This is a genomic window from Actinocorallia aurea, assembly GCF_054783995.1.
The window spans coordinates 308,707-333,907 of record NZ_BAAGPQ010000006.1 but is presented as its reverse complement, the minus strand read 5'-3'; the positions used below and the strand labels follow the sequence as shown (position 1 = coordinate 333,907).

22 protein-coding genes are annotated in these 25,201 nt (G+C 72.6%); 6 read left to right on the top strand and 16 right to left on the bottom strand.

Going from position 1 to position 25,201, the window contains the following annotated elements; genetic code table 11:
• Nucleotides 1–45: 45 nt before the first annotated feature.
• From ACYVOM_RS09880 to ACYVOM_RS09870, 3 genes are read left to right on the top strand one after another with little or no spacing between them, the layout of a single operon-like run.
• Nucleotides 46–1,647, top strand: coding sequence for an MFS transporter (locus tag ACYVOM_RS09880; RefSeq protein WP_460302950.1), 1,602 nt, complete (start codon nucleotides 46–48; stop codon nucleotides 1,645–1,647).
• Between the two features lie 60 nt (nucleotides 1,648–1,707).
• Nucleotides 1,708–2,163: a MarR family winged helix-turn-helix transcriptional regulator gene (locus ACYVOM_RS09875; protein ID WP_460302949.1), complete on the top strand. Its 456-nt coding sequence runs from the start codon at nucleotides 1,708–1,710 to the stop codon at nucleotides 2,161–2,163.
• A 50-nt stretch (nucleotides 2,164–2,213) separates the two neighbouring features.
• A complete protein-coding gene (locus ACYVOM_RS09870; protein WP_460302948.1) occupies nucleotides 2,214–2,843 on the top strand; it encodes a TetR/AcrR family transcriptional regulator in 630 nt (209 codons plus the stop codon).
• A gap of 7 nt (nucleotides 2,844–2,850) precedes the next feature.
• Here ACYVOM_RS09870 and ACYVOM_RS09865 read toward each other — a convergent pair whose 3' ends face one another.
• From ACYVOM_RS09865 to fbaA, 15 genes are all read right to left on the bottom strand, one after another.
• Nucleotides 2,851–3,525, bottom strand: a complete 675-nt coding sequence (locus tag ACYVOM_RS09865; protein ID WP_460302947.1) for a TetR/AcrR family transcriptional regulator — start codon at nucleotides 3,523–3,525, stop codon at nucleotides 2,851–2,853.
• A 42-nt stretch (nucleotides 3,526–3,567) separates the two neighbouring features.
• On the bottom strand, nucleotides 3,568–5,199 hold the full coding sequence (locus ACYVOM_RS09860; protein ID WP_460302946.1) for a DHA2 family efflux MFS transporter permease subunit: 1,632 nt from the start codon (nucleotides 5,197–5,199) through the stop codon (nucleotides 3,568–3,570).
• Between the two features lie 108 nt (nucleotides 5,200–5,307).
• The gene (locus ACYVOM_RS09855; protein ID WP_460302945.1) at nucleotides 5,308–5,640 is read right to left on the bottom strand and encodes a hypothetical protein; all 333 of its coding nucleotides are present in this window, start codon (nucleotides 5,638–5,640) and stop codon (nucleotides 5,308–5,310) included.
• A 68-nt stretch (nucleotides 5,641–5,708) separates the two neighbouring features.
• The gene (locus ACYVOM_RS09850; RefSeq protein ID WP_460302944.1) at nucleotides 5,709–7,028 is read right to left on the bottom strand and encodes a hemolysin family protein; all 1,320 of its coding nucleotides are present in this window, start codon (nucleotides 7,026–7,028) and stop codon (nucleotides 5,709–5,711) included.
• 140 nt (nucleotides 7,029–7,168) lie between these two features.
• Nucleotides 7,169–9,586, bottom strand: a complete 2,418-nt coding sequence (locus ACYVOM_RS09845) for an excinuclease ABC subunit UvrA (protein WP_460302943.1) — start codon at nucleotides 9,584–9,586, stop codon at nucleotides 7,169–7,171.
• Nucleotides 9,587–9,787: 201 nt separating this feature from the next.
• A complete protein-coding gene (locus tag ACYVOM_RS09840; protein ID WP_460302942.1) occupies nucleotides 9,788–10,636 on the bottom strand; it encodes a hypothetical protein in 849 nt (282 codons plus the stop codon).
• A complete protein-coding gene (locus ACYVOM_RS09835) occupies nucleotides 10,633–11,421 on the bottom strand; it encodes a hypothetical protein (protein WP_460302941.1) in 789 nt (262 codons plus the stop codon). The genes ACYVOM_RS09840 and ACYVOM_RS09835 overlap by 4 nt, the downstream gene beginning before the upstream one ends.
• 13 nt (nucleotides 11,422–11,434) lie before the next feature.
• The gene (locus ACYVOM_RS09830) at nucleotides 11,435–13,558 is read right to left on the bottom strand and encodes a tetratricopeptide repeat protein (protein WP_460302940.1); all 2,124 of its coding nucleotides are present in this window, start codon (nucleotides 13,556–13,558) and stop codon (nucleotides 11,435–11,437) included.
• A 3-nt stretch (nucleotides 13,559–13,561) separates the two neighbouring features.
• A complete protein-coding gene (locus ACYVOM_RS09825; protein WP_460302939.1) occupies nucleotides 13,562–14,368 on the bottom strand; it encodes a carbohydrate ABC transporter permease in 807 nt (268 codons plus the stop codon).
• Nucleotides 14,365–15,285, bottom strand: coding sequence for a carbohydrate ABC transporter permease (locus ACYVOM_RS09820; protein WP_460302938.1), 921 nt, complete (start codon nucleotides 15,283–15,285; stop codon nucleotides 14,365–14,367). Before ACYVOM_RS09820 ends, ACYVOM_RS09825 begins: the two co-directional genes overlap by 4 nt.
• Nucleotides 15,282–16,634, bottom strand: a complete 1,353-nt coding sequence (locus tag ACYVOM_RS09815; protein ID WP_460302937.1) for an ABC transporter substrate-binding protein — start codon at nucleotides 16,632–16,634, stop codon at nucleotides 15,282–15,284. Before ACYVOM_RS09815 ends, ACYVOM_RS09820 begins: the two co-directional genes overlap by 4 nt.
• 53 nt (nucleotides 16,635–16,687) lie before the next feature.
• Nucleotides 16,688–17,617: a glycerophosphodiester phosphodiesterase family protein gene (locus ACYVOM_RS09810; RefSeq protein ID WP_460302936.1), complete on the bottom strand. Its 930-nt coding sequence runs from the start codon at nucleotides 17,615–17,617 to the stop codon at nucleotides 16,688–16,690.
• A gap of 153 nt (nucleotides 17,618–17,770) precedes the next feature.
• The gene (locus tag ACYVOM_RS09805; RefSeq protein ID WP_460302935.1) at nucleotides 17,771–19,054 is read right to left on the bottom strand and encodes an adenylosuccinate synthase; all 1,284 of its coding nucleotides are present in this window, start codon (nucleotides 19,052–19,054) and stop codon (nucleotides 17,771–17,773) included.
• A 107-nt stretch (nucleotides 19,055–19,161) separates the two neighbouring features.
• Nucleotides 19,162–19,569: a DUF3151 domain-containing protein gene (locus ACYVOM_RS09800; RefSeq protein ID WP_460302934.1), complete on the bottom strand. Its 408-nt coding sequence runs from the start codon at nucleotides 19,567–19,569 to the stop codon at nucleotides 19,162–19,164.
• 67 nt (nucleotides 19,570–19,636) lie between these two features.
• Complete coding sequence (gene fbaA / locus ACYVOM_RS09795) at nucleotides 19,637–20,656, bottom strand: class II fructose-bisphosphate aldolase (RefSeq protein WP_460302933.1); 1,020 nt, start codon at nucleotides 20,654–20,656, stop codon at nucleotides 19,637–19,639.
• 269 nt (nucleotides 20,657–20,925) lie between these two features.
• On the opposite strand from fbaA, the gene ACYVOM_RS09790 reads away from it, so the two are divergent.
• Complete coding sequence (locus tag ACYVOM_RS09790) at nucleotides 20,926–21,387, top strand: hypothetical protein (RefSeq protein ID WP_460302932.1); 462 nt, start codon at nucleotides 20,926–20,928, stop codon at nucleotides 21,385–21,387.
• A gap of 34 nt (nucleotides 21,388–21,421) precedes the next feature.
• Here ACYVOM_RS09790 and pyrE read toward each other — a convergent pair whose 3' ends face one another.
• Entirely contained in the window at nucleotides 21,422–21,955 is a 534-nt protein-coding gene (gene pyrE / locus ACYVOM_RS09785) for an orotate phosphoribosyltransferase (protein ID WP_460302931.1), read from the bottom strand.
• Nucleotides 21,956–22,023: 68 nt separating this feature from the next.
• On the opposite strand from pyrE, the gene ACYVOM_RS09780 reads away from it, so the two are divergent.
• Both ACYVOM_RS09780 and ACYVOM_RS09775 read left to right on the top strand, forming a co-directional pair.
• On the top strand, nucleotides 22,024–22,473 hold the full coding sequence (locus ACYVOM_RS09780; protein ID WP_460302930.1) for a hypothetical protein: 450 nt from the start codon (nucleotides 22,024–22,026) through the stop codon (nucleotides 22,471–22,473).
• Between the two features lie 222 nt (nucleotides 22,474–22,695).
• Entirely contained in the window at nucleotides 22,696–25,107 is a 2,412-nt protein-coding gene (locus tag ACYVOM_RS09775; protein WP_460302929.1) for a sigma-70 family RNA polymerase sigma factor, read from the top strand.
• The last annotated feature ends 94 nt before the right edge of the window (nucleotides 25,108–25,201 follow it).

Here is a 25,201-nt window from a genome sequence, read left to right as displayed (position 1 = left end):
AACCGGCGCGCGCCCGCACGCCGCAGCGAAAGGTGCTCCACACCCATGGATCTTCAGAGCCCCGCGGCTCCCGCGAAGGGTCAGGCGGAAGGCGGTGCGCCGCGCCACAAGCGCGCCGCCGGCCCGTGGGCCGCCCTCGCGGCCGTCGCGTTCGGCCTGTTCATGGTCGGCCTCGACGGCAGCGTCGTCTCCGTCGCCAACCCGTACATCGGCGAGGCCCTCGACACCTCGCTGTCCCAGCTCCAGTGGGTCACCAACGCCTACCTGCTCGCGCTCGCCGCCCTGCTCGTCCTCGGCGGCAAGCTCGGCGACCGCTACGGACGGCGCCGGTTCTTCCTCATCGGCCTCGTGGGCTTCACCGTGACGTCCGCGCTGATCGGCCTCATCGGCTCCATCGAGGGGGTCATCGCCTTCCGGGCCCTCCAGGGCGCCTTCGGCGCGCTCCTCATGCCCAACACCCTCGGCATCCTGCGCGCCGTCTTCCCACCGAAGAAGTTCGGCATCGCGGTCGGCATCTGGGCCATGGTGTCCTCGGTCTCCACCGCGCTCGGCCCGATCGTCGGCGGCGCCCTGGTCGAGCAGGTCGGCTGGGAGTGGGTCTTCTACATCAACGTGCCGATCGGCGTCATCGGCCTCGTCTACGGCCTCAGGGTGCTGCCCGAGACCCGCAACAGCACCGGCCACCACAGGTTCGACGTGCCCGGCGTCGTCCTGCTCGCGCTCGGCATGGTCGCCCTCGTCTTCGGCATCGTCAAGGGCGAGACCTGGGGCTTCGGCGACGCCCGCACCCTCGGCGTGATCGCCCTCGGTCTGGCGCTCCTCGTCGTCTTCGGCCTCGTGGAGAACCGCACCGAGCACCCGCTGCTCCCGATGCGGCTGTTCGGCAACCCGTCGCTGACGGTCGGCACGCTGATCACCGCGATCAACTTCTTCACCCTGCTGGGCTCGATCTTCTTCATCATGCTCTACCAGCAGAACGTGCGCGGGCACTCGGCGCTCATGGCGGGAGTGCTCATCCTGCCGCTGAGCATCGCGTCCGTGGTCGCCTCGCCGCTCGGCGCCGCCCTCACCGACAGGTTCGGGCCGCGGCTCACCATGCCGCTGGGCATGGTCCTGCAGGGCGCCGCGGCCTTCACGCTGATGTTCCTCGCCGTGGACTCGTCCTACCACCTCATGTGGCCGCCCTTCATCGGGCTCGGCCTGGGCGTCGGCATGGTCATGGCGGCGTCATCGGAGGCGATCGTCGGGAACGCACCGGTCAAGGACGCGGGCGTCGCGGGCGGGCTCCAGGCGACGGCGCTGCAGATCGGCGGCGCGCTCGGCACGTCCGTGCTGCTGTCGGTGCTCAGCTCCCGTGCCGCAGGCACGGTCGGCGCCGCGTTCACCGACGCGGGCGTCCCCGCCGACGTCGGGGCCGCGCTCGCCGGGCACGCTCGCGAGACCGTCGCGCTCGGCGTGGCGCCCGTCCCCGCAGGGGCGGACCCCGGCCTGGCCGCGGCGATCACGCAGGCGACGAACGAGGCGTTCGTCACCGGTGTGCACGCGGCCTCCGCGACCGCCGGAGTCGTGTGCCTGGTCGGCGCGGTCATCGCGGTCGTGGTCGTGCGCCGGGGCCAGAACCCCGTCGACGTCCCCGCGGCCCACTAGGAGAACGCCATGGGTACCCATGCTCCAAATAGGTATCCGGAGCATGGGTACCATGCGTCTGTGCCTTCCCGGAAGGAACTCCAAGACATCTCGGCAGGCCTGGCGCCCGTGCTGCCGCTGCTGATCCGCTCGATCGAGCGCCGCCTCGACGCCGAGTTCCCGCACCCCAAACCACCGGAGACGCACCTGTCGCTCATGCGCCTCGTCGGCGAACGCGACGGCATCACCGTCCGCGAGGCCGCCGAGGCGCTCCGCATGAAGCCGAACAACGTGAGCTCGCTGGTCTCCCTGCTGGTCGCCGAGGGCGAGCTGATCCGCCTGCAGGACCCCGCCGACAAGCGCGTCGCCCACCTCCACATCACCCCCAGGGCGCGGGAGCGGCTGGCCGAGGTCGACGCCCTCATCACCGCCTACACCCGCGACGCCCTCGCGACCCTCCCCGAAGCCCAGATCACCGCCATAGGCGAGGCCCTGCCTGCGCTCACCGCTCTGGCCGCCCGCCTCCGCGAACCCTGACCCGCCGCCTGCCGCGCTGCTACCGTGCTGGCGGCAGGGAAGGGAGCCTCATGGCGACGAAGGGGACGGGCGAGCGTCCGCCGCTCACGCGCGGCCTCATCGTCGGGACCGCCATCGCGCTCGTCGAGCGGGACGGGGCCAAGGCGCTGACGATGCGCAAGGTGGCCGCCGAACTCGGCGTCGGGACGATGTCGCTGTACAACCACGTGCCCGACCGCGACAGCCTCCTCGAAGGCATCGCGCAAGAGGTCTTCGCCGGGCTGGACGCCGAGGCGGCCGACGAAGGCGGCGACTGGAAGGACGGGGCCCGCGCCCTCGTGGGGGCGTTCGGCACCGCGGCCCGCCGCCGTCCGCGCACCATGTACCTCGTCCTCACCAGCCGGGTCGACCTGGAGTTCCCGCTGCGGACCGCCGAGCGGGCCCTCACCGTCCTGGAGGCCGCCGGATTCGACCCGCGGACGTCCGTGCGGGCGCTGCACTGCCTGATGTCGTACGCGATCGGGGCGCAGATGATGATGAGCGGCGCCCTGCGGATGCCGGAACCGCCCGAGGCGGCGGCGCAGGTCCAGGAGCTCGGTCTGCCCGCGGAGTTCCTGCGCGCCGACCTCGAGGGCGACTTCGACATCGGGCTCGAGCTGCTCCTCGCCGCCCTCGACGCCCTCCGCGCCAGGCCCGCCTGACGGGCGCTCAGACCGGGTCGCGGCGAGGGGCCGCGCCCGCCTCGATCGCGGCGAGGAAGAGTTCGAGTCCGAACTCGAAGTCGGCGTCCGCGTCGGTGTCCAGAAGGGCCTCGTGCTGCGCCACGAGGTGCGGGAACCGGGCCTCGCCGAGCGCCCGCACCACCTCCGCGGCGTCGCCGGGCGCTCGGGCCAGCATGCGGCCGAGGCCCGTCTCGCGCAGCTGGGAGCCGAGCGTGAACGCCATGAGCGAGCGCATGACCGCGACCGCCGTCGGCCCGTCGAGGCCCGCCCGGACGCACAGGGCGAGCGCCCGTTCGACGGCCCGGAACGTCACGGGGATGCGGGTGCGGCTCTCCAGCACGAGGCCGAGGCTGCGGGGGAACTCACGGGCTATCGCACGGAACGCCCGGATGAGGTCGCGGGCTTCGTCCCGCCAGTCGCCGTCCTGCTCGTCGGGCACGTCGAGCGTCGCCATGACGTACTCGGCCATACCCTCGATGAGGTCTTCCTTGCTCGCGACGTGCCGGTACATCGCCATCGCGCTGACACCCAGCTCCTCGCCGACCGCGCGCATCGACAGGGCGTCCGGGCCCGCGCGCTCGACCAGCTCCACGGCGGTGTGCACGATCAGCTCGCGGGTGAGGACCACCCGCATGATCCGCTGGGGACCCGTTCTGCCCACTGCCGGCCTCCCGTCCCGCGGAACCGCCGCGGCCTCCTCACCTTACGCGCCGCGGTCCTGCGGCGGGATCTCAGCGCTCTCGCGCTCCGAGGGCTCAGTGCCTTCGCGATTCGAGGGCTCAGCGCTCTCGCGCTCCGGGGGGTCGGCGCCTTCGTGCTCCGCTCCCGGCTCAGCGGCGTCGGGAGGCGGCACGGCTCCGGTCTCGGGGACCGCGGTGCGGGTCCTGCTCCGGACCGCGCCGACCAGCAGCGCGCTCGCGCCGAGCGTTCCGCAGGCGAAGACCGCGAACGCCATCCGGTACCCCTCGGCGAGTCCCGCGACGGCCCCGCCCGGGGGCAGCGCGTCGGCGGTGGCGAAGAGCAGGTGCCGGTCGTCCGCGGCGAGCCGAGAGGTCACCACCGCGACGCCCACGGCAGGGCCGAGCACGGTGCCGAGGTTGTGCAGGGTCAGCCGGACCCCGTTGACGACGCCGAGCCTGTCGCCCGGCACGCCCAGCATGATCGCCGTCGTGTTGGCGGTGTAGAGGATGCCGCTGCCCGCCGACACCAGCACCATCGCCGCCGTGATCACCGGATAGGGAGTGTCACGTTCCAGAAGGAGCGCGGGGATCGCGAGTCCGGTCATCGAGGTGAGCGCCCCGGCGACCGCGATCCGGTCGGCGCGGAACCGGCGGCCGAGCTGCCCCCCGATGGGGGAGGCGATCATGCCGACCAGTGGCCCCGGCAGCACGGCGAGCCCCGCCTCCGCGGTGGACATGCCCTGGACGTTCTGGAAGTACAGGGCGAGGAGGAACACGTTGCCGATCCAGCCCATCGCGCTCAGCGTGGAGGCGAGGCTGCCCAGCACGAACGGCCGGTCGGCGAACAACGCCGGGTCGACGAGCGGCACCTTGGCGCCGCGCTGGCGCAGGACGAAGCCGAGGAGCAGGACGGGGCCCGCGATCAGCGGCAGCAGGCCGGAGCCCGCGCTCTCCTGCGATCCGGCCTGGGACACCGCGAGCACGAGCATGCCGAGGCAGCCGGTGAGCAGGACCGACCCGACCGCGTCGATCGGGTCGCGCGACAGCGAGCGCGAGCGCGGCAGCACGAGCAGGCCCCACGCGAACGCGGCGGCCCCGGCCGGGACGTTCAGCCAGAACACCCACTCCCACCCGACGTTCTCCGCGAGGTAGCCGCCGAGCGAAGGGCCGATCAGCGGGGCCGCCGCCATCAGGCCCAGGTAGAAGCCCATGCTCTGGCTCAACCGGGAGGGCGGCACGGCCGCGGCGATGAGGGCGGTGCCGTTGGCCATCACCAGCGCCGCCGCGACGCCCTGCACCACGCGGAGCGCGATGAGCACCCCGATCGACGGCGAGAAGCCCGCGACGAGGCTGGCGACGGTGAACGCCGCGATGCCGAGCAGGTAGATCCGGCGCCGGTCGAACCTGTCGGCGACGCGGCCGGACACCACGAGCAGGCACGTCTGCACGAGCATGAAGCCGAGAACGGTCCACGTCGCGGCGAGCGGGCCCGCCTCGTAGTGCTCGGCGACCAGCGGCAGCGCGATGTTCAGGGCCGAGGAGTTCAGCACCAGCATGACGGTGCCGAGCGTGACCGTCGCGACGGTCTGCCACGCTGCCGCGGGCGCCCCGCGGCCGGCCCTGCGACGGGGAGCGGGAAGGGCGGGCCCGGACATGCGGCCTCCGAGGGGTGGGGGGAGGTCCAGTGTGGCACCGGGGGGTGCCGCCCTCGGAAGGCGCCTCCTGGTCGGCCCCCGTCAGCTCCCGTCAGTCTCCGGCGGGGGTCAGGCCGAGCGGTTGAGCCAGCCGAGGATCTTCTCGGCGCCCCGGTCGGCGCTGGCGGCCCGGCGGCGCGCCCGGCGGCTGCGCGGCAGCGCGCGGATGCGCTCGCGGTGCCACAGCGTGTCGCCCAGCGCCGCGTAGCGGGCGTTCAGCGCGAAGCGCTCGGCCGCGTCGGCGAGGTCGATGAGCGCCCCGCGCTCGGAGAGCAGCGTCGGGGCGGTCAGCGCCAGCGCCAGCAGCGCTTCGAGTTCGGTCATCTGGGTGCCCAGCCACAGCAGGGACTCCCCGCCTGCCCCCGGTTCGTTGCCCATCGCCCAGTCCTTCGTCCGGTCCATCGCGTTCCCTCTGTCCCCCGCACGCTCCCCCGGTCTTCATGGTGCACCTTGGACGTCCCTTTCGTCGGCTATTTTTCCGCCTGTATGTCGTCGACCGCGGCGTCCGGTCCGCTTCGCGGCGGCGCTGGCCGGATCCGCACGCCGGTGATCGCGTGCCGGTCGACCCCGGTGACCTCCAACTGCCAGCCCTCGGCCTGGACGGCGTCTCCCGGGGCCTCGGGGATGCGGCCGAGGAGGGCGAGCACCAGCCCCGCGACCGTCGTGTAGTCGGTGTGGCCTTCGTGGGAGAGCTTCACGCCGATGTCGGGCAGGTCGTGCAGCGGGAACGACCCGGGGACGACGAGGACGCCGTCGTCCGTGGCGACCGCGAGGACGTCCCTGTCGTTCTCGTCGTAGATCTCCCCGACGATCTCCTCCAGCAGGTCCTCCAGGGTGACGATCCCGGCGACGGTCCCGTACTCGTCCATGACCAGGGCGAACTGCTGGCGCTCCAGCCGGAACCTGCGCAGGGCCGCGGCGACCTTCAGGGACTCGGGGAACGTGAGGGCGGGTCGGCAGGCGCGGGAGACGGCCTGCGCGTCGTCGGCGGAGATCAGCTCGCGGAGGTTGGCGACGCCGACGATGTCGTCGACGTGCCGGGCGGCGGCGACCGGCGCGCGCGAGTGACCGGACTCGGCCAGCGCCGCCCGCGCCTCGGCGACGGAGAGGTCGGCGCGCAAGACGAACACTTGCCTACGCGGCCGCAGAACGGAGCGAAGGGTGCGCTCGTGGATGTCGAGCGCGCCGGTGATGATCGTGCGCTGCTCGGCGCTCAGGCCGCGCTGTCCGGCGACGAGTTCGCGCAGCTCCTCGGCTCCGAGCTGCTCCTTGGCGGCCTCGGGGTCGCCGCGCAGCACGCGGACCACGCCGTCGGTGGCCTTGCCGAGCGACCAGACGATGGGCCGGGACAAGGAGGCGAGGAGGTCGAGCGGCCGGGCGACGAACAGCGACCAGCCTTCGGCCCGCTGCATCGCGAGCCGTTTGGGCGCGAGTTCGCCGAGGACCAGCGTGAAGAAGGTGAGGATGAGCGTGACCAGCGCGATCGCCGCCGCGTCGGCGGCCCCGCCCAGGAACGACAGCGGCTCGACCAGCGGGCGCGAGAGGGTGACGGCGGCGGTCGCGGAGGCGAGGAACCCGGCGAGGGTGATGCCGACCTGGATCGTCGCGAGGAACCGGTTGGGGTCGCGCGAGAGCCGGACGAGGGCCTTGGCGGCCCGGCCTCTGCGCCGCTCCATGCCGCGCAGCTGGCCTTCGCGCAGGGACACCAGCGCGATCTCGCTGCCGGCGAAGACCGCGTTGACGCCGATCAGCACAAGGACGAGCACGATGTTCCCCAGATAGGCGCTCATCCTTGCTCCCTTCCCCCGCGGAGGGCCCTCACATCCCTGCGGAGTCCGGATCCGTGTGGAATGGACGACACGCGAGGTCCGTCGGACTCGCGGGGATCTGCGGGAGTGTGACGTTAGGAGGGGCTTTCGCGGCCGTCCGGTCAGATCCGGCCGAGATGCCGGGCCAGGAAGACCCCCGTCGGGCTGCCCGGGTCAGCCGCGACCTCCTCGGGCGTGCCCGCGGCGACGATCCGGCCGCCGTGCGGCCCCGCGCCGGGTCCGAGGTCGATGAGCCGGTCGGCGTTGGCGATGAGGTCGAGGTCGTGGTCGATGACCAGGACCGTCGCGCCCGCGGCGAGGAGGCCGTCGAACGCGGTGAGGAGGGTGCGCACGTCGCGCGGGTGCAGGCCGATCGACGGCTCGTCGAAGACGAACAGGGCGCCCTCCTGATCGGTGCGGAGCGCCTCGGCCAGCCGGAGGCGCTGGGCTTCGCCGCCGGAGAGCGCAGGAGTGGGCTCGCCGAGGGTGAGGTACCCGAGGCCGACCGAGCGGAGCGCGGCAAGGCGCCCCGCGATGGCGGGACGCCCGGCGAACGCCTCAGCGGCCTCGTCCACGGTGAGGGAGAGGACGTCGGCGATGGTCCGGCCGTCCACGCGGACCTGGAGGGTCCGCGGGTTGTACCGGCCGCCGTCGCAGTCGGGGCAGCGGATCGTCATGTCGGGGAGGTACTGGATGTCCAGCGACAGCTCGCCGAGCCCCTCGCAGCGGGGGCACTGCCCGTCTCGGGTGTTGTAGGAGAAGTGGCCGGGCTTCCAGCCGCGTTCCACGGCCTCGGGGGACGCCGCGAAGAGCTGCCGCACGGGATCGAACACGCCCGAGTACGTCGCGGGCGTGGAGCGGGCGTTCTTGCCGATCGGGGTCGCGTCGATCTCCACGAGCCGGGTGAGGCCGCCCGCGTCGAGGTCCTCGACGTGCGGGGGAGGCCGCCGCCCGGCGAGGCGGCGCCGCAGCGCGGGGACGAGGCTGTCGAGCACGAGGGCAGTCTTGCCCGAGCCGGAGACGCCCGTCACGAGCGTCAGTCTGCGCAAGGGGATGTGCACCGTGATGTCGCGCAGGTTGTACAGCTCTCCGACGGTGAGGGAGAGCCTGCCATCTCCCTCGTCGCCCTTGCGCTCCCGTACGACGGGTTCGGCTTCCCCCGAAAGGAACGGACCCGTCACGGACGCCGGATCGGCGGCCACCTCCGTCGGCGTGCCTTGCGCGGTGACCGTCCCGCCGAGCCTTCCCGCGCCGGGGCCCATCTCGATGAGATGGTCGGCGGCCCGCAGGAGCGCGACGTCGTGGTCGACCACCACCACGGAGTTGCCGTTGTCGGCCAGGACCCCGACGAGTTCACGGACGCCCTCGACGTTCGCCGGATGCAGCCCCACCGAGGGTTCGTCCAGCACGTACAGCAGCCCCGTAGAACGCTCCCGCACCGTCCGGGCCAGTTGGACGCGCTGCCTTTCCCCGGTGGAGAGGGTGTCGCCCGAGCGGTCCAAAGACAGGTAGCCGAGGCCGAGCCGCCGTAGCGGGGCGACCGACTCGCGCAGTTCCCTGGAGAGCCTTTCCGCGAGCGCGCGCACCGGTTCGGGGAGACGTCCGGGAAGGTCGTCCGCGAAGTCGTCGAGCCGCTCCAGGTCGAGCGCGGTGATGGCGGCGATGGTCCGGCCGTCCAGGTGGGAGGCGAGGGCCTCGGGACGGTACCGGCTGCCGTGGCAGGCCGGGCAGACATGCGTGGTGAAGAACTTGCTGAGCCTGCTGCGCGTCGTCTCACTGCCGCTGCTGCCCGCCTGGGTGACCGCCGCGACCGCGTTCTCGAAGGTCATGTTCAGCTTGAAGGCCCGGCCCTTCTTCGACGGCAGCGTCACCTCCCGCTGCTCCGGCGGGCCGTGCAGGACGATCTCCTTCTCCGCGGCCGTGAGGTCGGCGTACGGGACGTCGATCCGCACCCCGAGCTCGGCGGCCACCTGCGGCATGTAGCTGCGTCCTGCGCTGTTCCAGGGTGCCACCGCCCCGTCCGCGAGGGTCTTGGCCGGATCCGGGACGAGCGAGTCCTCGTCGACCTCGTCGCGGGTGCCCATGCCGTGGCACTCCGGGCAGGCGCCGAGTGAGTTGAACGCGAAGGACTCCGCGCCCGGAAGGCGGAACCGCACTCCGCACTCGGCGCACTCCGTCCACTCGTCGGCCGCGGCCGCGAGGGACGGGGGATTGCGGTGACCGTTCGGGCACACGTGCGCGCCGAGCCGGGAGACCATCAGCCGGACCACGCTGAGCACCTCGCTCATCGTCCCGACCGTGCTGCGCCGGCCTGGGACGGGGGGACGCTGCCGGAGGGCGAGCGCGGCGGGCAGGAAGTCCACCCGGTCCACGTCGGGTTTGGCCGCCTGCTCGATCCTGCGCCGGGTGAAGGTGCTCAACCCGTCCAGGAACCGCCGCGAGCCCTCCGCGTACAGCACCCCCATCGCCAGAGACGACTTGCCCGACCCGGAGAGCCCGGTGACGCCCACGACCCGCCAGAGCGGCACGTCCACATCCACGGACCGCAGATTGTGCACGCGCGCGCCGGTCACCCGGATCGCCCGAGGCCCCCGCTCCCCCACCCCTCAAGTATCCGCCCGCGGCCCCTCCACGGCACGCAGACTCGCCCCGGCTCCCGGAACACCGGTTCGCTTCCCGCCCCGGTCAGAGCCGAAATGCGCCGGGCCGTCCACCTCGGCGGGGGTGCTCGGAGCGGCGGTTCACTCCCGCGTCGCCCCCGGGTCTTGAGCGTTCTTCCCGGCCGGGCCCTCAAGGAGGGACTGGTGGAGGCGGGCGGCCTCCTGGAAGGCGAGAGCGTAGGAGGAGGTGTCGCCCAGGTCGGCGTAGGAGCGGATGGCCTGGGCGTAGGAGTGGAGTGCGGAGGCGGGGCGGTTGCTTTCGGCGTCGAGGCGGGCGAGGCGGAGGCTGACGGCGGCATGAGTGCGGAGGTCGCCGGTGTCCTCGGCTTCGGCCTGCGCGGCCCGGAGAAGGGGCGTCAGGGCCGCGGGGGAGGTGTGCTCGGCCGACGGGAGTGCGGGCAGGTCGTGCAGGAGCGTGAGCAGAGGTGCCGAGGGAGAGGCCGGCGGCGCCACGGCGAGGGCCCGGAACCCGTCGACGATCAGCGAAGGGCGCGGGACGCGGCTGGTGATGAGGGTGAAGCAGGACTCGGCGGCCGGAAGGTAGGCCGCCGCGTCGAGGGCGCCGGGCACGTTGTCGAGGATGAGGAGGCTGCGCGGTCCCTCAGGCGGGTCGATCGGCGGGGGGACGGGGGAGGCGCTCAGATCGGTGTGCCGCATGCCGCCGGGGAACAGCCCGTGCGCCTGGTGGGCCCACTGGACCGCGAGGGAGCTCTTGCCGCTTCCCGACGGCCCGGTGAGCACGACGCCCGGGGGCGGCTCGGGATCGGAGGCGGCCCGCCACAGCGCCGCGAGCTCCGCGCCGCGGGCGGCGCGCGAGGGCGGATGGTCGGGGAACGGCGCGGGCAGCCGCACGACCAGGCGGCCGACCTGCACGGCGGTGCCCACGGGACCGTGCACTTCGAGGTGAAGGGCGGGCTCCGGACCCGTCACGGCGCTTCCCGGGGCGGCCCGGCGGCCAGGTGGATCCCGCCGGTGATCTCGGCGGCCTGGATCAGCGTGCCGATCCTGGCGTCGGGGTGGACGGTCACCGACATCGCGGCGAGCTGCGCCACGGCGGGCGGGGCCGTGACCTGCTCCGGTCCGGTCGGCTTCGGCGGGGTCGGCTTCGGTGGGGGCGGCGCGCTCCGGGGGACGAGTTCGGCGCCGGTAGACCTGGGCCGTCCGCCGGTCCAGGTCCAGGCGTCGGCGTCGAAAGGGCCGCCGATCCGCGCGGGGGTGAAGCGGGAGGCGGCCAGCCCCGGAGGGTCTCCCCGGATGACGTCGTCGTAGAAGGAGTCGGAGACCATGAGCGCAAGGCGGGTGCCGGGGTCGTCGCGCAAGGCGGTCCGCAGAGGCGCGGAGTCGAGCATCCGGCAGGTCTTCACCACCGCCCGGCCGACGAACCCGTTGTCGCCGATCCACGCGATCCCGCAGTGGACGGCCACGCGCAGCCGGAAGGGCACCCTTTCGCCTTCCGCGCCGAGTCCTGTCCACAGGCTGTGGACGAATCTCGACAGGAAGGCCGCCTCATCGGCCGGGGGATCGACGAGTGCCACCTCGCCGTCGCCGGAAGGCTGCCGGGCGAGGGCCACGGCGGGGGCCGCCGCCGCGTGCGCTCCGCGCAGCAGCGCCGACAGGCTCCGCTGCAGCTCCTCCTGCGCGAGATCACCGCGTGCGCTGTAGTTCTCGACGTCCACCGCGACGCAGATCCGCCGCGCGGCAAGAGAAGGGTCCACAGCGCCTCCTCCGCTAACGCGAGCCCCATGGCCCAGTATCGCCATGGGCGTCCGGCTCCGTCAGGCCGTCGAGACGGGACCGAAGCCGCTCCGATACCTCCTCGACACGTCCGCCGTCGAGCGAGGCGAGCCGGGTCCGCGCGGTCCGCCAGAGCGCCTCGGCCTCCGCGTCGCGTCCCTGGCGTGCGGCGGAGTCCCCGAGCAGGACCAGCGCCCTGGCCTGATCCCCGTGGTTGCCGCGTGTCTCGTAGGAGCGCAGCGCCCTTTCGCACAGGACGAGCGCGTCATCTTCACGGCCCCGCAGGAGCAGCACCTTGGCGAGGAGCTCCAGGGTCCAGCCTTCGCTTTTGAAGGCGCCGAGTTCGGTCAGGAAGCGGAGGGACGTCCGAAGGCTCGCCTCCGCCTCCGGGTACTGGCCGAGGTCCACGTACGCCTCTCCAAGGCCGTGGTGCGCCCAAGCGAGGCCGAAGCGGTCACCCGCCCGGGTGAATGCGGCGATCTCGGCGACGCGGACCCGCAGGGAGTGCGTCGGATGCCCCTGCGCGCGCACGATGTCGGCCTGCCCGTGCAGCGACCAGCCGACGGCGACCCAGTCGCGGTCGGCCAGGAACACTCCGTAAGCGCGCAGCGAGAGCCACAGAGCCCGGTCCAGTTCTCCCTCGTCGCGCAGCAGGGACGCCTCGGCGCTGTCCGCGTCGGCGGTCCCCCGCGCGCTGCCCGCGGTCAGCTCGCGCATGGCCGCGACCTCCTCGAAGGCCTCCTTCATCCGCATGCCCTCGCGGTAGGCGAGCGCCAGCCGCTCGTGCAGGCCCGCGGCCCGGTCCGGCTGCCCGGCGTCCGCGCACAGCCGCGCCGCCCAGTGGAACAGCCGCTCCCAGTCGCCGAACGGGGAGTGCACGTCGACGTCGGAGGTCACGGCGTGGGCGAGCCGCCACAGGTCATCGACGAGCCCGCTGCGGAACAGCCGACTGGCGGCGGCCACGATGTTGTCCCATTCCTCCAGGTACCACTGCCGCGCGGACGCGGTATCGGACAGGTCGAGGGCCGCGCGTTGCTCGGTGGTGCGCGCCGCGTACCAGACCGCGGCGCGGTCGGCCGCCGCGTCGCCGCGGTGCGGGCCGAGCAGTTCGCGCGCGTACAGCGCGACGAGGTCGTGCATCCGGTAGCGGGGGCCGCCGTGGCCGTCCCGGACGTCGAGCAGGTGCAGGTCGGCGAGTCCGCGCAGCCGGGCCGCCGCGTCGGGCGCGCCGGTGAGCACGGCCGCGGACTCGGGCGTGAGGTCGGCCAGCGGGAGCGCCCCGAGCAGCCGGAAGAAGCGCTGCCCTGACGCGTCCAGGGAGGCGTAGGAGGAGGCGAAGGTCACCCGGACGGCCCGGTCGCCCATGCCGTCGCTCAGGGCGACCAGCCGCCCCTGGGGGCGCGCGAGGGCCGCGGCCAGGTCGGCGGCGCGCAGGTCCGGGTCGAGCGCGAGCCGCGCCGCGGCGATCCGCAGCGCCAGCGGGAGCCCGCCGCAGGCCCGCGCGATCTCCTCGGCGGCCCCCGCTCCCGCCCCGGCCGCGGTGAGCAGCCGGACGGCGTCGCGGGGCCGCAGCCCGTCGATCGCGAAGGTCACCGCGTCCGGCCCGGTCATGACGCGCCTGCCGGTCGCCAGCAGCAGCGAGCCGGCTGCCGGCCGCAGCAGGGGAAGGTCGGCGGGGGAGACCACGTCGTCGACGACCACCAGCATCCGTCGGCCGGCGGTGACCTCCCGGAAGAGCGCCGCGCGTGCTTCCGGGTCGCCGGGAAGGTGGGCCGGGGCGTGGCCGAGGTCGCCCAGGAAGCGCTCCAGTACCTCCATCGCGCCGAGCCGCTCGCCACCGCTGTGCGCCCGGGCCTCGGCGAACAGGGCGCCGCCGGGGAAGCGCCCGCGGAACCGGTGCGCGGTCTCCAGCGCCAGCGCCGTCTTGCCGACGCCGGGGCGCCCGCAGAGGCAGATCATCGAGGGCGGCTCCGCGGACGCCACCTGGGCGGCGATCTCGTCGAGTTCCTCGACCCGTCCGGTGAAGGCCGCGGGACGGCGCGGCAGGGTCCACGGCGGGCCGCCCGACCGGGCCGCCGCCCCGGTCTCGACGACCACCGATCCGATCTGGACGCGCATCGGCTACCGCATCCAGGAGGCGTAGGCGCCCGCGGTGAAGTACCGCTGGGCGAACAGGAAGAGCAGGAGCAGAGGGAGCACGTACATCAGGGATCCCGCGGCGAGCAGGTTGTCCACGCTGTGCCCGGACGGGTCGGCGTATCCCGTGGGGACGGCCACGGCCAGCGTCGTCTTCTCGCCGTCGAGGAGGAGGCGCGGGCCCGTCCAGTCGCCCCAGGTCCAGGAGAAGGTGAGGATCGCCGAGGCGGCCAGGGCGGGCCCGGACTGGGGCAGGACCACGCGCAGGAACATGCGGAGGTGGCCGCAGCCGTCGACGAACGCGGCGTCCTCCAGCTCCCTGGGGATGGCGGCGAAGAACTGCCGGAAGAGGAAGACGATGTAGGCGCTGCCGCCGAGCCCCCACAGGACCCACGGCCAGTACGTGCCGACGAGGCCGAGGCGCGCGAACAGCAGGTAGGTGGGGACGAGGGTGACGATGCCGGGGGTCATCATCGTCATGACCAGCAGCGCGAACAGGGGTCTCTCCCCGCGTGCGGTGAGGCGTGCGAAGCCGTAGCCCGCGCAGGCGGAGATGGCCGTCGTGAGCACCGCGTAGAGGCCGGACAGGGTGAGGGAGTTGAGCAGGTGCCCGGAGAAGTCGATCCGAGTGAACGCCTCGGCGAAATTCCCCCAGTGGGGCCGGGCGGGCAGCCGGTCCATCGACGCCTGTTCGGAGGGGCCCTTCAACGCGGCGAGCAGCAGCCACAGCAGGGGGCTCAGGAAGAGCACCGCCAGGCTGACGAGAGACAGGTGCAGGAAGGGACGTCTCAAGGACGACCGCCCCCAGGGCCGACCAAGGTGAAGATGAACCTTCGGGAGAGCTTGAACAGCACCCCTGTGCAGGCGAGGGTGAGCAGGAAGAGGACCCACAGCAACGCGGAGGCGTACCCGAAGCGCCCATCGGCGAAGTACGCGACATAGACGTGGACCATGAAGAAGTAGCCGCCCTGCGGGATCGTGGTGAGGTCGCCCGCGCCGGAGCCGGGGGCCAGCAGAAGGGCGGGCAGGAAGGTCTGCAGCCCCGAGGTGATCCCGATGACGGCCTGGAACAGCAGGACGGGTGAGACGAGCGGCAGGGTGACCGCGGTGAACGTGCGCAGGGACCCGGCGCCGTCCACACGGGCGGCGTCGAAGAGTTCGCGCGGCACGTCCTGGAGGGCCGCCAGCGAGATCGTCATGAGGCTCCCGACCCCCCACAGGGCCAGGCAGACCAGCACGGCGGTCAGGTGCGGCCCCTCGGTCCACGCGAGGGCGTCTGCCCCGACGAGGTCGAGCAGGCCGTTGACGGCCCCGGTGTCGCGGGCGAACAGGGCCTTGAACGCGATCGCCGTCGCCACCGGGGGCACCACCGCGGGGAGGAAGAACGCCGCCCGGTAGAAGGCGCGGCCCGGTAGGGGGTGCTGTACGAGGACGGCCAAGAGGAGTCCGCCGACGACGCTGGCAGGGACGGTCGTCAAGGTGAACAAGGCGGTACGGGCGAGCGCCTCACCCGCTCGCGCATCGTGGAGCAGTTCGGCGTAGTTGGCGGCTCCGATGTAGTCGCTGTCCTGAGAGAGCACATCGGCGTTCGTAAGGCTCAACCAGAAGGCGTAGGTCAGAGGGAACGCGGTGAGGGCGACGAACCCGAGGAGCCACGGAAGGACGAACACGTAGAAGACGCGGCTCCTCCGGGCCACCGCGGCACTCACCCGATCCGTTTCCTGCCGCGCGCGAGGACCTCGTTGATCGCGGTGTTGAGCTGGTCGGCGAGGGCGCCGGGCGAGGCGTCGCGCGCGAAGACCTCGGGGACGACCCGGTTGACGGCGGAGTCCAGCGCCTCCTCGCGCGCGTAAGGGGTGAAGGACAGGATCTCCAGGTAGGGCAGTTCCGCGTTCTGCACCTCCAGCGCCTGCTTCTGGAACGGCTCGGCGGCGGGCAGCCGGGACCGCAGCGAGGTGCGGGGCGGCACGCCGAAACCCTGGTCGGCGCGGTCACGGGCGGGCGCCCCGGCGAAGTACCACTCGAAGAACGCCCAGGCGGTCTCGGGAACGGGGCAGGTGCGGGGGATCCACAGCCCCGCGGCGGCGTAGCAGGGGCTGACTCGCGGCCCGCCGAACGACGGCGCGGGCATCAGCACGGCGTCTTCGGGCAGCGCGGGCTCTTCGGCGATCAGCGCGCCGAGCCAGTACCCGGACATCACCATGGCCATCCGGCGCGCCTGGAAGGCGGGCCACGGCCATCCGTCGGGGTTCATGTCGACGGGGCTGAAGCCGGTCCGCGCCCGGACGTAGGCGAGGTACCAGCGCAGGACCTCCCTCGGTTCCGGCGCGGAGAAGTCGACGGTCGCGAGGTCGTCGCCGAAGATCCGCCCGCCGGCCGACGCGGTCATCCCCAGGAGCTGGACGAATCCGCCGAGGGCGGTCACGTCGAGGCCGTAGGTGGTGGTCCGGCCTCCCTCGCGGACGGTCAACGAGCGCGCCAGGTCGAGCCAGGCGTCGTGGCCGAGGGGCCGGGACGGGTCGGGCAGGGGCACCCCGGCGCGATCGAAAAGGGAGGCATCGCACCAGAACATCCCGTCCTGGGAGTAGTCCTTGACGAGTCCGTACCGGGGCCCGGTCCCCTGCCGGACGCCGTCGAACCGCCACGCGTCGCCGACGGGTTCGAGGTCGGCGGCGTTCAGGACCCTGCTCGCCGCGAGGTGGGGGTCGAGGTCGAGGGCGAGCCGGGACGCCGCGAGGAAGGGCGTGTCGATGACGCCGCTCCCCCTGATGACGTCCGGGGGGCCGCCTTCGGCGAGCATCGCGGTGAGCCGGGTGAGGTCGGGGTCGATCCGGCGGACGCGCACGCCGAGGACCCGTTCGGCCTCGCGCCGGGCCGCCTCGTCGAACTCGCCCGCGTGCGTCATCACGGTCAGTTCGCCTGAGCGCCCGGCGGACCGGGCGCATCCCGCCGACGCGGTCGCGGCGAGCGCGGTTCCGCCCAGGGCCCGGGCGCCGAGCCCGAGCAGGCCGCGCCGGGAGAGCGGCATGGCGGGGAGGGGTCCGTCATGCGATCGCATAGGTGGGTTGTACCTCCCGGTCGCCGCCTTTGTCCCGGGCTACACCGAAACGGTCATGCGACGACGGCCGCGGACCTCAAAAGGGCCGCGTCCAGCGGGGCGTACGGCTCGGGAAGGGTCTGCCCGTGCGCCGCCATGACGGTCCGGAGCAGATCGGGGTAGTCGGTGACGATCGCCGCGACGCCCATGGCGAGATACCTGGCCATCTCCTCGGCTGTGTTGACCGTCCAGACCGTCACGGGGAGGCCGAGTCCGGTCGCGCGCTCGAACAGGGCCTCGTCGAGCATCGTGTACTGCGGCGAGAAGATCGTCGCGCCTTCGGACAGCGCCGACAGGGCCGGATCGCGCGGGTCCGCGCCGGCCAGCCAGGAGGAGTCGGTGAGGGTCGGGGGCTCGGCCAGCGCGACCCGCGCCACCGACGGCGCCAGCCGCCGCGTGTGCTTGAGGAACCGCCAGTCGAAGCCGAGCAGCCGCGTCCGGTGCAGCAGGCCGTGCGCGGCGAGGACGGCCAGCACCTCGGAGACGAAGACCCCGACCTCGGCGTCCGGCCAGGACGGGTCGGTCTTCAACTCGACGCACAGCCGCACGCTCTCCGCCGGGGCGAGCAGCGCGCACACCTCGGCGAGCGTCGCCGGGGGCGTGCCGGGCAGCGCCAGCGCGGTGCGGCGGTAGGGGTCGGCGGGATCGTCGGCGCGCATCCCGCAGTCCAGGGTCCTGAGCTGGTCGAGCCGCAGTGTCCGGATGGGCCGCCCGACGTACGGGAACATCGGATCCCCCGGGAAGGCCGGCGCGGTGTCCCGGGCCGTCAGCGACGAGACGGTCTGGTCGTGGTGCAGCACCACGGCGCCGTCCGCGCAGAACCCGACGTCGAACTCGACGGCGTCGACCCCGAGCGCGAGCGCGTGGGCGAAGGCCGGAAGGGTGTTTTCGGGACGAAGGCCGCGAGCACCGCGATGCCCCTGGAGTTCGACACGTCGGTCCATACGGCCAAGATTACGCACAGTAATGTAACACCCCCCGATCGTGCCGGTTGCCGGTGGAAGAACAACTCCTGGCCAGCGTAGGAGAAGCCTTCTAGCAGCCGTTCGATCGGGGGGTGTGAAGGACGCGACACCTGCGGGCGAGCCCGCAGAACGTCAGATCAAGTCACGCAGTGTGAGTGTCTGGTCTCGGCCGGGGCCGACGCCGATCGCCGAGATCGGGGCGCCCGACAGCTCCTCGAGCCGCCGGACGTACGCCTGGGCGTTCGGCGGCAGGTCGTCGAACGTCTTGGCGCCGGTGATGTCCTCGTTCCAGCCCGGCATGACCTCGAGGACGGGCTTCGCGTGGTGGAAGTCCGTCTGGTTCGACGGCATCTCGTCGTGCCGGACGCCCTCGACGTCGTAGGCGACGCAGATCGGGATCTCCTTCAGGCCCGACAGCACGTCGAGCTTGGTGAGGAAGAAGTCCGTGACGCCGTTGACGCGGGCGGCGTACCGGGCGATGACCGCGTCGAACCAGCCGCAGCGACGGTCGCGGCCGGTGGTGACGCCGTACTCGCCGCCGGTGGTGCGCAGGTACTCGCCCATGTCGTCGAGCAACTCGGTCGGGAACGGTCCCGACCCGACGCGGGTCGTGTACGCCTTGAGGATGCCGATGACGCCCGTCACCTTCGTCGGTCCGACGCCGGAGCCGGCGCACGCGCCGCCCGACGTGGGCGAGGACGACGTGACGAACGGGTAGGTGCCGTGGTCGACGTCGAGGAGCGTGCCCTGGGCGCCTTCCAGCAGGACGACCTTTCCGGCGTCGAGCGCCTGGTTGACGACCAGTTCGGTGTTGGCGACGAATGGGCGCAGCCGCTCGCCGTAGCCGAGGTACTCCTCGACGATCGGCTCGACCAGCATCGGGCGCCGGTTGTAGACCTTGGTGAGGACCTGGTTCTTCTCCCGCAGCGACAGCTCCACCTTCTTCTGGAGGATGCCGGGGTCGAAGAGGTCCTGCACCCGCACGCCCATGCGCGCGATCTTGTCGCCGTAGGCGGGCCCGATACCGCGTCCGGTGGTGCCGATCCGGGCCTTGCCCAGGTAGCGTTCGGACACCTTGTCCAGGGCGCGGTGGTGGGGCATGATCAGATGGGCGTTCGCCGAGATCAGCAGGCGTGAGCAGTCCACGCCGCGGGCCACGAGGCCCTCGATCTCCTGCAGCAGCACCCCGGGGTCGATCACGACGCCGTTGCCGATGACCGGCACGACGTCAGGGGACAGGATTCCCGACGGCAGCAGGTGAAGCGCGTACGACTTGTCCCCGATGACGACGGTGTGTCCGGCGTTGTTGCCCCCCTGGTAGCGGACGACGTAGTCGACCTTCCCGCCGAGCAGGTCGGTCGCCTTTCCCTTGCCTTCGTCGCCCCACTGAGCACCGACGAGCACGATGGCCGGCATCTGACGATCTCCTTCAAGGCCAATAGAAAAGCCCCTGATCGCAAGCGAACAAGGGGCCTCTTGCGATCAGATACTACCCGGAGCGGTCCGGCACGGAAACTGCGAGGTCAGGCCAGAGCCTGCGCGGCGGTCTCACTGGAGTCGCGCAGGAACGTCCGGCAGCGCTCGGCCTCGCCCTCCTCGCCGATCGCGGCGGCTGCGCGGCCGAGTGCGGCCAGGCAGCGCAGGAAGCCGCGGTTGGGCTCGTGCTCCCACGGAACCGGCCCGTGGCCCTTCCAGCCGTTGCGCCGCAGCGCGTCCAGGCCGCGGTGGTAGCCGGTGCGGGCGAACGCGTAGGACTCGATGACGTCGCCGCGCTCGAAGGCGGTGTCGGCGAGGAGGGCCCAGGCCGCCGGGTAGGTCGGGAACTTGGCCGCCACCTCGTGCGGCTCGACGCCGTCGGCGAGGAGCTTCGCGGCCTCGGGCTCGTCGGGAAGAAGGGTGGGGGCCGGGCCGCCCAGCAGGTTCTGGCTCATACCCGCATGCTAGGCATCCCGGCCCCCGCTCTGGTCCGCAGGGTCCCTGGTGAGACCGCCGAGGGCCCTACTTGATCTTCTTGCCGGCCGAGAGGAGGTCCTCGCAGGCCGTCACGACGCGGGCCGACATGGCGGCCTCGGCGGCCTTGCCCCACGAGCGCGGGTCGTACAGCTTCTTGTTGCCGACCTCGCCGTCGATCTTCAGGACGCCGTCGTAGTTGCTGAACATGTGGCCGGCGACGGGGCGCGTGAACGCGTACTGGGTGTCGGTGTCGATGTTCATCTTGATCACGCCGTAGGAGAGGGCCTCGCGGATCTCCTCCAGCGACGAGCCGGAGCCGCCGTGGAACACCAGGTCGAACGGCTTGTCCTTGCCGTACTGGGCGCCGACGGCGTCCTGGAGGTCCTTGAGGACCTCCGGGCGGAGCTTCACGGCGCCCGGCTTGTAGACGCCGTGCACGTTGCCGAAGGTGGCGGCCAGGATGTACCGGCCGTGGTCGCCGGTGCCGACCGCGGCGGCGGTCTCCAGGGCGTCCTCGACGGTGGTGTACAGCTTCTCGTTGATCTCGTGGGAGACGCCGTCCTCCTCGCCGCCGACGACGCCGATCTCCATCTCCATGATCGTCCGGGCCTTGACGGACTCGGCGAGCAGGTCGACCGCGATCTCCAGGTTCTCCTTCAGCGGCACGGCCGAGCCGTCCCACATGTGCGACTGGAACAGGGGCTCCTCGCCGCGGGCGACGCGCTCCTGGGAGATCTTGATCAGCGGCCGCATGAAGCCGTCGAGCTTGTCCTTGGGGCAGTGGTCGGTGTGCAGCGCGATCTTGACGTCGTACTCGGCGGCGACGACGCGGGCGTACTCGGCGAACGCGACGGAGCCGGTGACCATGCTCTTGAGGGAACCGGACAGGTACTCCGCTCCACCGGTCGAGACCTGGATGATGCCGTCGCTCTCCGCCTCGGCGAAGCCGCGCAGGGCGGCGTTGAGCGTCTGGCTGGAGGTCACGTTGATCGCCGGGTAGGCGAACCCGCCCTGCTTGGCGCGGTCGAGCATCTCCGCGTAGACCTCGGGAGTGGCGATGGGCATGCTGTGTTCCTCTCATCCGGGGCAGGTCAGCCACCGTGCGCGCACGGTGGTGCCGCAGGAGGGTGCGGCGATGGTCTGCCTCTGCCTCCTACTATCTCGTACGCGTTCGGTGGCGCTCCGGATGGGGTTTGACTGCGCTGCGTGGTTCGACCTTGAAGTGCGGGTCGAGTGAAAAGCCGTGACTGGGGTAGTGAACAGTGGTTGGTCTCGTGGGTCACGGATGTGCGGTTTCGTTCGCTGGACCCCACTTGTGTCGCTAGTCTCATCTCGTGGGCCGTCACCGTAATGACCCTCGTGGTCTCGTCAACATCCTGATCATCGCCGTGGGCGTGGCGCTCGCCCTCGGTCTGGTGGTGGTCGGCGGAACAGCCCTGGTGAGTTCCATGAAATCCGAATCGGTGGGACCCACCGATTCCGTGGCCGAGGCCGGATCGACCACTCCGCTGGACAAGGCCGCCACCGACGAGGACCGCACGGTCTACGCGACGATCAAGTTCGTGCGCAAGGTCGAGGTCTTCGCCGCCGGCCCAGGGAACACCCCTGTCTACTGGCGCGGCCATTTCGTCAAGGGCGACCTGCGCGAGGTGCTGTGGCCCGACGTCGACGTCACGATCGGCGACTCCTCGGCCGTCCGCGTCAACGTCAGGGGCAAGGCGATGGACCTGCCCGCCGGCGAGGTGACGATCTCCTTCGTCAAGGGCTCCGCCGAGGTCCGCAGCGTCGAAGACTGACCGGACCCCGGCGAGACGAGCCGGGAGGCGCGTCCTACAGGCCCAGGGACTCCAGGTCGAAGGCGTAGCGGTACTCCAGGCCCGCCGCGGTGATCGGCTCGGCCGCGCTGCGCTCCACCACGGTGGCCACCCCGACGACGGTCGCCCCGGCCTCGCGGGCCGCCTCGACCGCCGTCAGCGGCGATCCGCCGGTCGTCGAGGTGTCCTCCACGATCAGCACGCGCTTGCCCGCGATGTCCGGGCCCTCGATCCGGCGCTGCATCCCGTGCTGCTTGGCGGCCTTGCGCACCACGAACGCGTCGAGCGTCTGGCCGCGCGCGGCGGCGGCGTGCAGCATCGCCGTGGCGACGGGGTCCGCGCCCAGGGTGAGGCCGCCGACGGCGGTGTAGCCGAGGTCCGTGGTCAGGTCCAGCATCACGCGGCCCACGAGGGGGGCCGCGCGGCCGTCGAGGGTGACCCGGCGCAGATCCACGTAGAACGAGGCCTTCTGGCCGGAGGAAAGGGTGAAGTCGCCGTGGACGACGGCCTTCGTCTTGATCTCTTGCAGCAGTTCTTCGCGGTCACTCACAGGTCAAGACTAGGGTCGACGGGGTCCCGGTCGGCACCCGGGTGGGTGCGGGATGTAACGATGGGTGCATGACGCCAGGCACTCTCGTCCTCCTCGGCGCACCGCTTCCCGGCGGGCTTGCCGACGAACTGCGCACACAGGGGCTGCACGTCGTCGTTCCGCAGCCCACCGATGATCCAGCCACCGGCGCCCGCTACGTCGCGGGCTCGTCACTGGCCATCGCCGCGGCGGCCCCGGAGGCCCCGCTGGTGCTGGTCGGGTACGGGTGCGCCGGACCGCTGCTGCCCTCGCTCGCAGGGGCCCAGAAGGCCGCACACCGGCTGGTCGGCGGCTACGTCTTCCTCGATGCCGACCTGCCCGCCCCGGGCGGCGACTGGCCGGACGCGCCCTGCTGCTTCCTCGCCACGTCGCCCGACGACGCCCGGCTGAAGGCGGCCAGGGCCCGTGCCTGGGAGACCACCCACACGGAGCCGGAGAACCTCTCGGAGGCGCTCAGCAAGATGATCGCCCAACTGTGACGGGTCCGCCTGCGGGCGGGCGCCACGAGCGCGGCACGGACGGCGTGCCGCGCTCGTCGCATGTTCGGGGGCCTGCTCGGGGCCCGCTGGTGGCGCGTTCGCGAGGCGGCGGAGAAGTTCGGTAAAGATCGTCGCGACCACGGGTCACGACTCGGTTCGCGGAAACACCCCTAAGCACTGTCCGTAGCCAATAGATTACTGCGCGGCTGCAAAGGGGGTGCCATGGGGGAGCAGAAGGCCGTCGGGCCGAGCGACGCCGAGCTCATCGAGCGCATACGGCAAGGCGACACCGCCGTGTACGGGGTGCTGTACGAACGGCACAAGGACGCGGCGCGACGTCTCGCGCGATCGCTCGTGGACGGTGACGCCGAGGCCGACGATGCCGTCGCCGACACGTTCACCAGGGTCCTCGCCGTGCTCCAGCGCGGCGGAGGCCCGGAGGACGCGTTCCGGCCCTATCTGCTCACCTCGCTGCGCCGGACCGTCGTCGACCGCTACCGGCGGCGTTCCCGCGAGACCAGCACCGACGCCATCGAGAGCTACGACCCGGGCGTTCCGTTCGTCGATCCGGCACTGGCAGGGCTGGAGAACGAACTGGTCGCCCGGGCGTACCTCTCCCTGCCCGACCGCTGGCAGGCCGTCCTGTGGCACACGGTCGTCGAGGGGGAGAAGCCCGCGCAGGCGGGCAAGATCCTCGGGCTCAGCGCCAACGGCACCGCGGTGCTCGCGCTCCGCGCCCGCGAAGGGCTCCGGCGCGCCTATCTGCGGATGCACGCCCCGGTGGGCAGGGACGCGGCCTGCGCGGCCGTGCTCGACATGCTCCCCGCGCTCGTCCGCGAACCCGAGAGGTCGCGCGGCCGGGAGCGGATGGACAGGCACCTGCGCGAATGCCCCGTCTGCCAGGGCGTCTACGACGAGCTCTCCTCGCTCAACGACGGCCTCGGCTCGGTCGTGGGCCCGCTCGTCCTCGGCCTCGCCGCGTCCTCCTACCTCGCCAAGGGCGGCCTGGCCGCGCTCGGCCTGCTCTGGGGCCGCGCCCCGCGGCGCGGCCGCACCGCCGCGGGCGCGGGCGTCGCGGCGGCGCTGCTGGCCGCGGCGGGCATGGCCTGGCCCGCCTCGAACACGGCGCCGTCCGCGCCGGGTGCGGGGGCGCCACCGGCCGTCGGGGCCCCCGCGCCCGGCGCGCCCGCCGACTCAGCCGCGGGCACCGAGCCGGCGAAGCACCGGCCCTCCGCCATGCCCTTCCCGTTCGCGGTGCCCGACAGGCCGGGCCGGCCCGCGGGGCCGTCCGTGTCCTTGGCCGCCCCGGGCACCTCAGCGACTCCGGCCGCCACGTCCGCGCCGTCGGCGCCCTCCCCGGTGCTGCGCGCGGAGATCGGGACGGTGGGGGCGCTCGTGCCCGGCAGCCGGGGCATCATCGCCCTCGCCGTGCGGAACGAGGGCCGAGGCGCGTCCGGAGGCATCGTCGCCGACGTGACGCTCCCGCAGGGAGTCGTCCTCGACGGCACCGGAACCGGAACGGCCCCGGTCCGGATCTCCCACTCCGCTCCGCGGTTCCAGGCGGCCCGTGCGCCCTTCGGCGACGGCTGGTCCTGCCGTCCCGAGGACGCCGAGCTGCGATGCACCCGTGCGGGCCTGCCCGCCGGCCGTTCTTCGGCGGCCTATCTGCACGTCGACGTCGCGCGGGGAGCCCCGCGCGGCGTGGCCCCGTCCGTCGCCGTCCGCTCCTCGGGGACCCGCGTCACGGCCCGCGGAAAGGCGGGCGTGCTGGCCGCCGGCCTGCCCGCGCGGTACGCGGTCGACGGGCGGGTGCGCGTCCACCGCGTCGGCAACGCCCTGCTGAGCTGCCGGGAGGCCGAGCACGGCTGCGCCGAGGCAAGGCAGCGCAAAGGCCCCAGGCTCGACAACGACCTGTGGCCGATGTCCTCCCTGGACACGGACGCCGACCCCGCCACCACCCGCTCCAGCTCCGCGCGGCTCGCCCTGCCAGGCCGGGTCCTCTTCGCGGGTCTGTACTGGTCGGGAACCGGGCGGGAAGGCGCCACGGCCAAACTGAGCGGCCCGTCCGGCGGCTACAAGACCGTCGAGACCGAGCAGACCGACGTCGTGGACCTCCCCGGCTACCAGGCCTACCAGTCCTTCGCCGACGTGACCGCCCAGGTGAAGGCGGGCGGCACAGGCGAGTGGACCGTCGCCGACGTGCAAGGCGGCGAAGGAGTCGGCCACTACGCGGGCTGGAGCCTCGTCGTCGTGGCCGAGGACGTCTCGGCACCGCTCAGCCGCGCGATGGTGCTCGACGGAGCGCGCGCGCTCGGCCCCACCGGCGCCGACACCCTCCAGGTGCCGCTGGACGGCCTTCTGCCCGCGGCGGTCCCGTCCGAACTCGGCTTCGTCGCCTGGGAGGGCGACGAGGAGCTCGCCGACGACGCGATCACCCTGGACGGCAAGAGGCTCGGCGGCCCCAACGCCTTCAAGAGCGTCGCGGAGGGCGCTATCGGGCAGCCCCTGGCCTTCGGCGTCGACGTGATCGGGCACAGCGCGGAACTCGGCGGGAAATCGTCGATCGTGCTCAGCACCAAGGCCGACGCCTATGTCGCCGGTGTGGTGACGGTAACGGCTCCGCTGCGAAGCTGACCGTTGTCGAGATCCGCCGTAAAGAAGATGTGAACTCCTTAACAGGCCGTCCGGAACGGCTGGTAGCGTCCCCGCGCAGCCATCGTCTTCGGCC

Excerpts from the sequence above, each read along its gene's own strand:
- ACYVOM_RS09775 (WP_460302929.1), top strand. The coding sequence starts at position 22,696 with ATGGGGGAGCAGAAGGCCGTCGGGCCGAGCGACGCCGAGCTCATCGAG.
- ACYVOM_RS09855 (WP_460302945.1), bottom strand. The coding sequence starts at position 5,640 with ATGGACCGGACGAAGGACTGGGCGATGGGCAACGAACCGGGGGCAGGC.
- ACYVOM_RS09830 (WP_460302940.1), bottom strand. The coding sequence starts at position 13,558 with ATGCGCGTCCAGATCGGATCGGTGGTCGTCGAGACCGGGGCGGCGGCC.
- ACYVOM_RS09870 (WP_460302948.1), top strand. The coding sequence starts at position 2,214 with ATGGCGACGAAGGGGACGGGCGAGCGTCCGCCGCTCACGCGCGGCCTC.
- fbaA (WP_460302933.1), bottom strand. The coding sequence starts at position 20,656 with ATGCCCATCGCCACTCCCGAGGTCTACGCGGAGATGCTCGACCGCGCC.
- ACYVOM_RS09880 (WP_460302950.1), top strand. The coding sequence starts at position 46 with ATGGATCTTCAGAGCCCCGCGGCTCCCGCGAAGGGTCAGGCGGAAGGC.
- ACYVOM_RS09850 (WP_460302944.1), bottom strand. The coding sequence starts at position 7,028 with ATGAGCGCCTATCTGGGGAACATCGTGCTCGTCCTTGTGCTGATCGGC.
- ACYVOM_RS09780 (WP_460302930.1), top strand. The coding sequence starts at position 22,024 with ATGACGCCAGGCACTCTCGTCCTCCTCGGCGCACCGCTTCCCGGCGGG.
- ACYVOM_RS09805 (WP_460302935.1), bottom strand. The coding sequence starts at position 19,054 with ATGCCGGCCATCGTGCTCGTCGGTGCTCAGTGGGGCGACGAAGGCAAG.
- ACYVOM_RS09815 (WP_460302937.1), bottom strand. The coding sequence starts at position 16,634 with ATGCGATCGCATGACGGACCCCTCCCCGCCATGCCGCTCTCCCGGCGC.
- ACYVOM_RS09810 (WP_460302936.1), bottom strand. The coding sequence starts at position 17,617 with ATGGACCGACGTGTCGAACTCCAGGGGCATCGCGGTGCTCGCGGCCTT.
- ACYVOM_RS09860 (WP_460302946.1), bottom strand. The coding sequence starts at position 5,199 with ATGTCCGGGCCCGCCCTTCCCGCTCCCCGTCGCAGGGCCGGCCGCGGG.
- ACYVOM_RS09800 (WP_460302934.1), bottom strand. The coding sequence starts at position 19,569 with ATGAGCCAGAACCTGCTGGGCGGCCCGGCCCCCACCCTTCTTCCCGAC.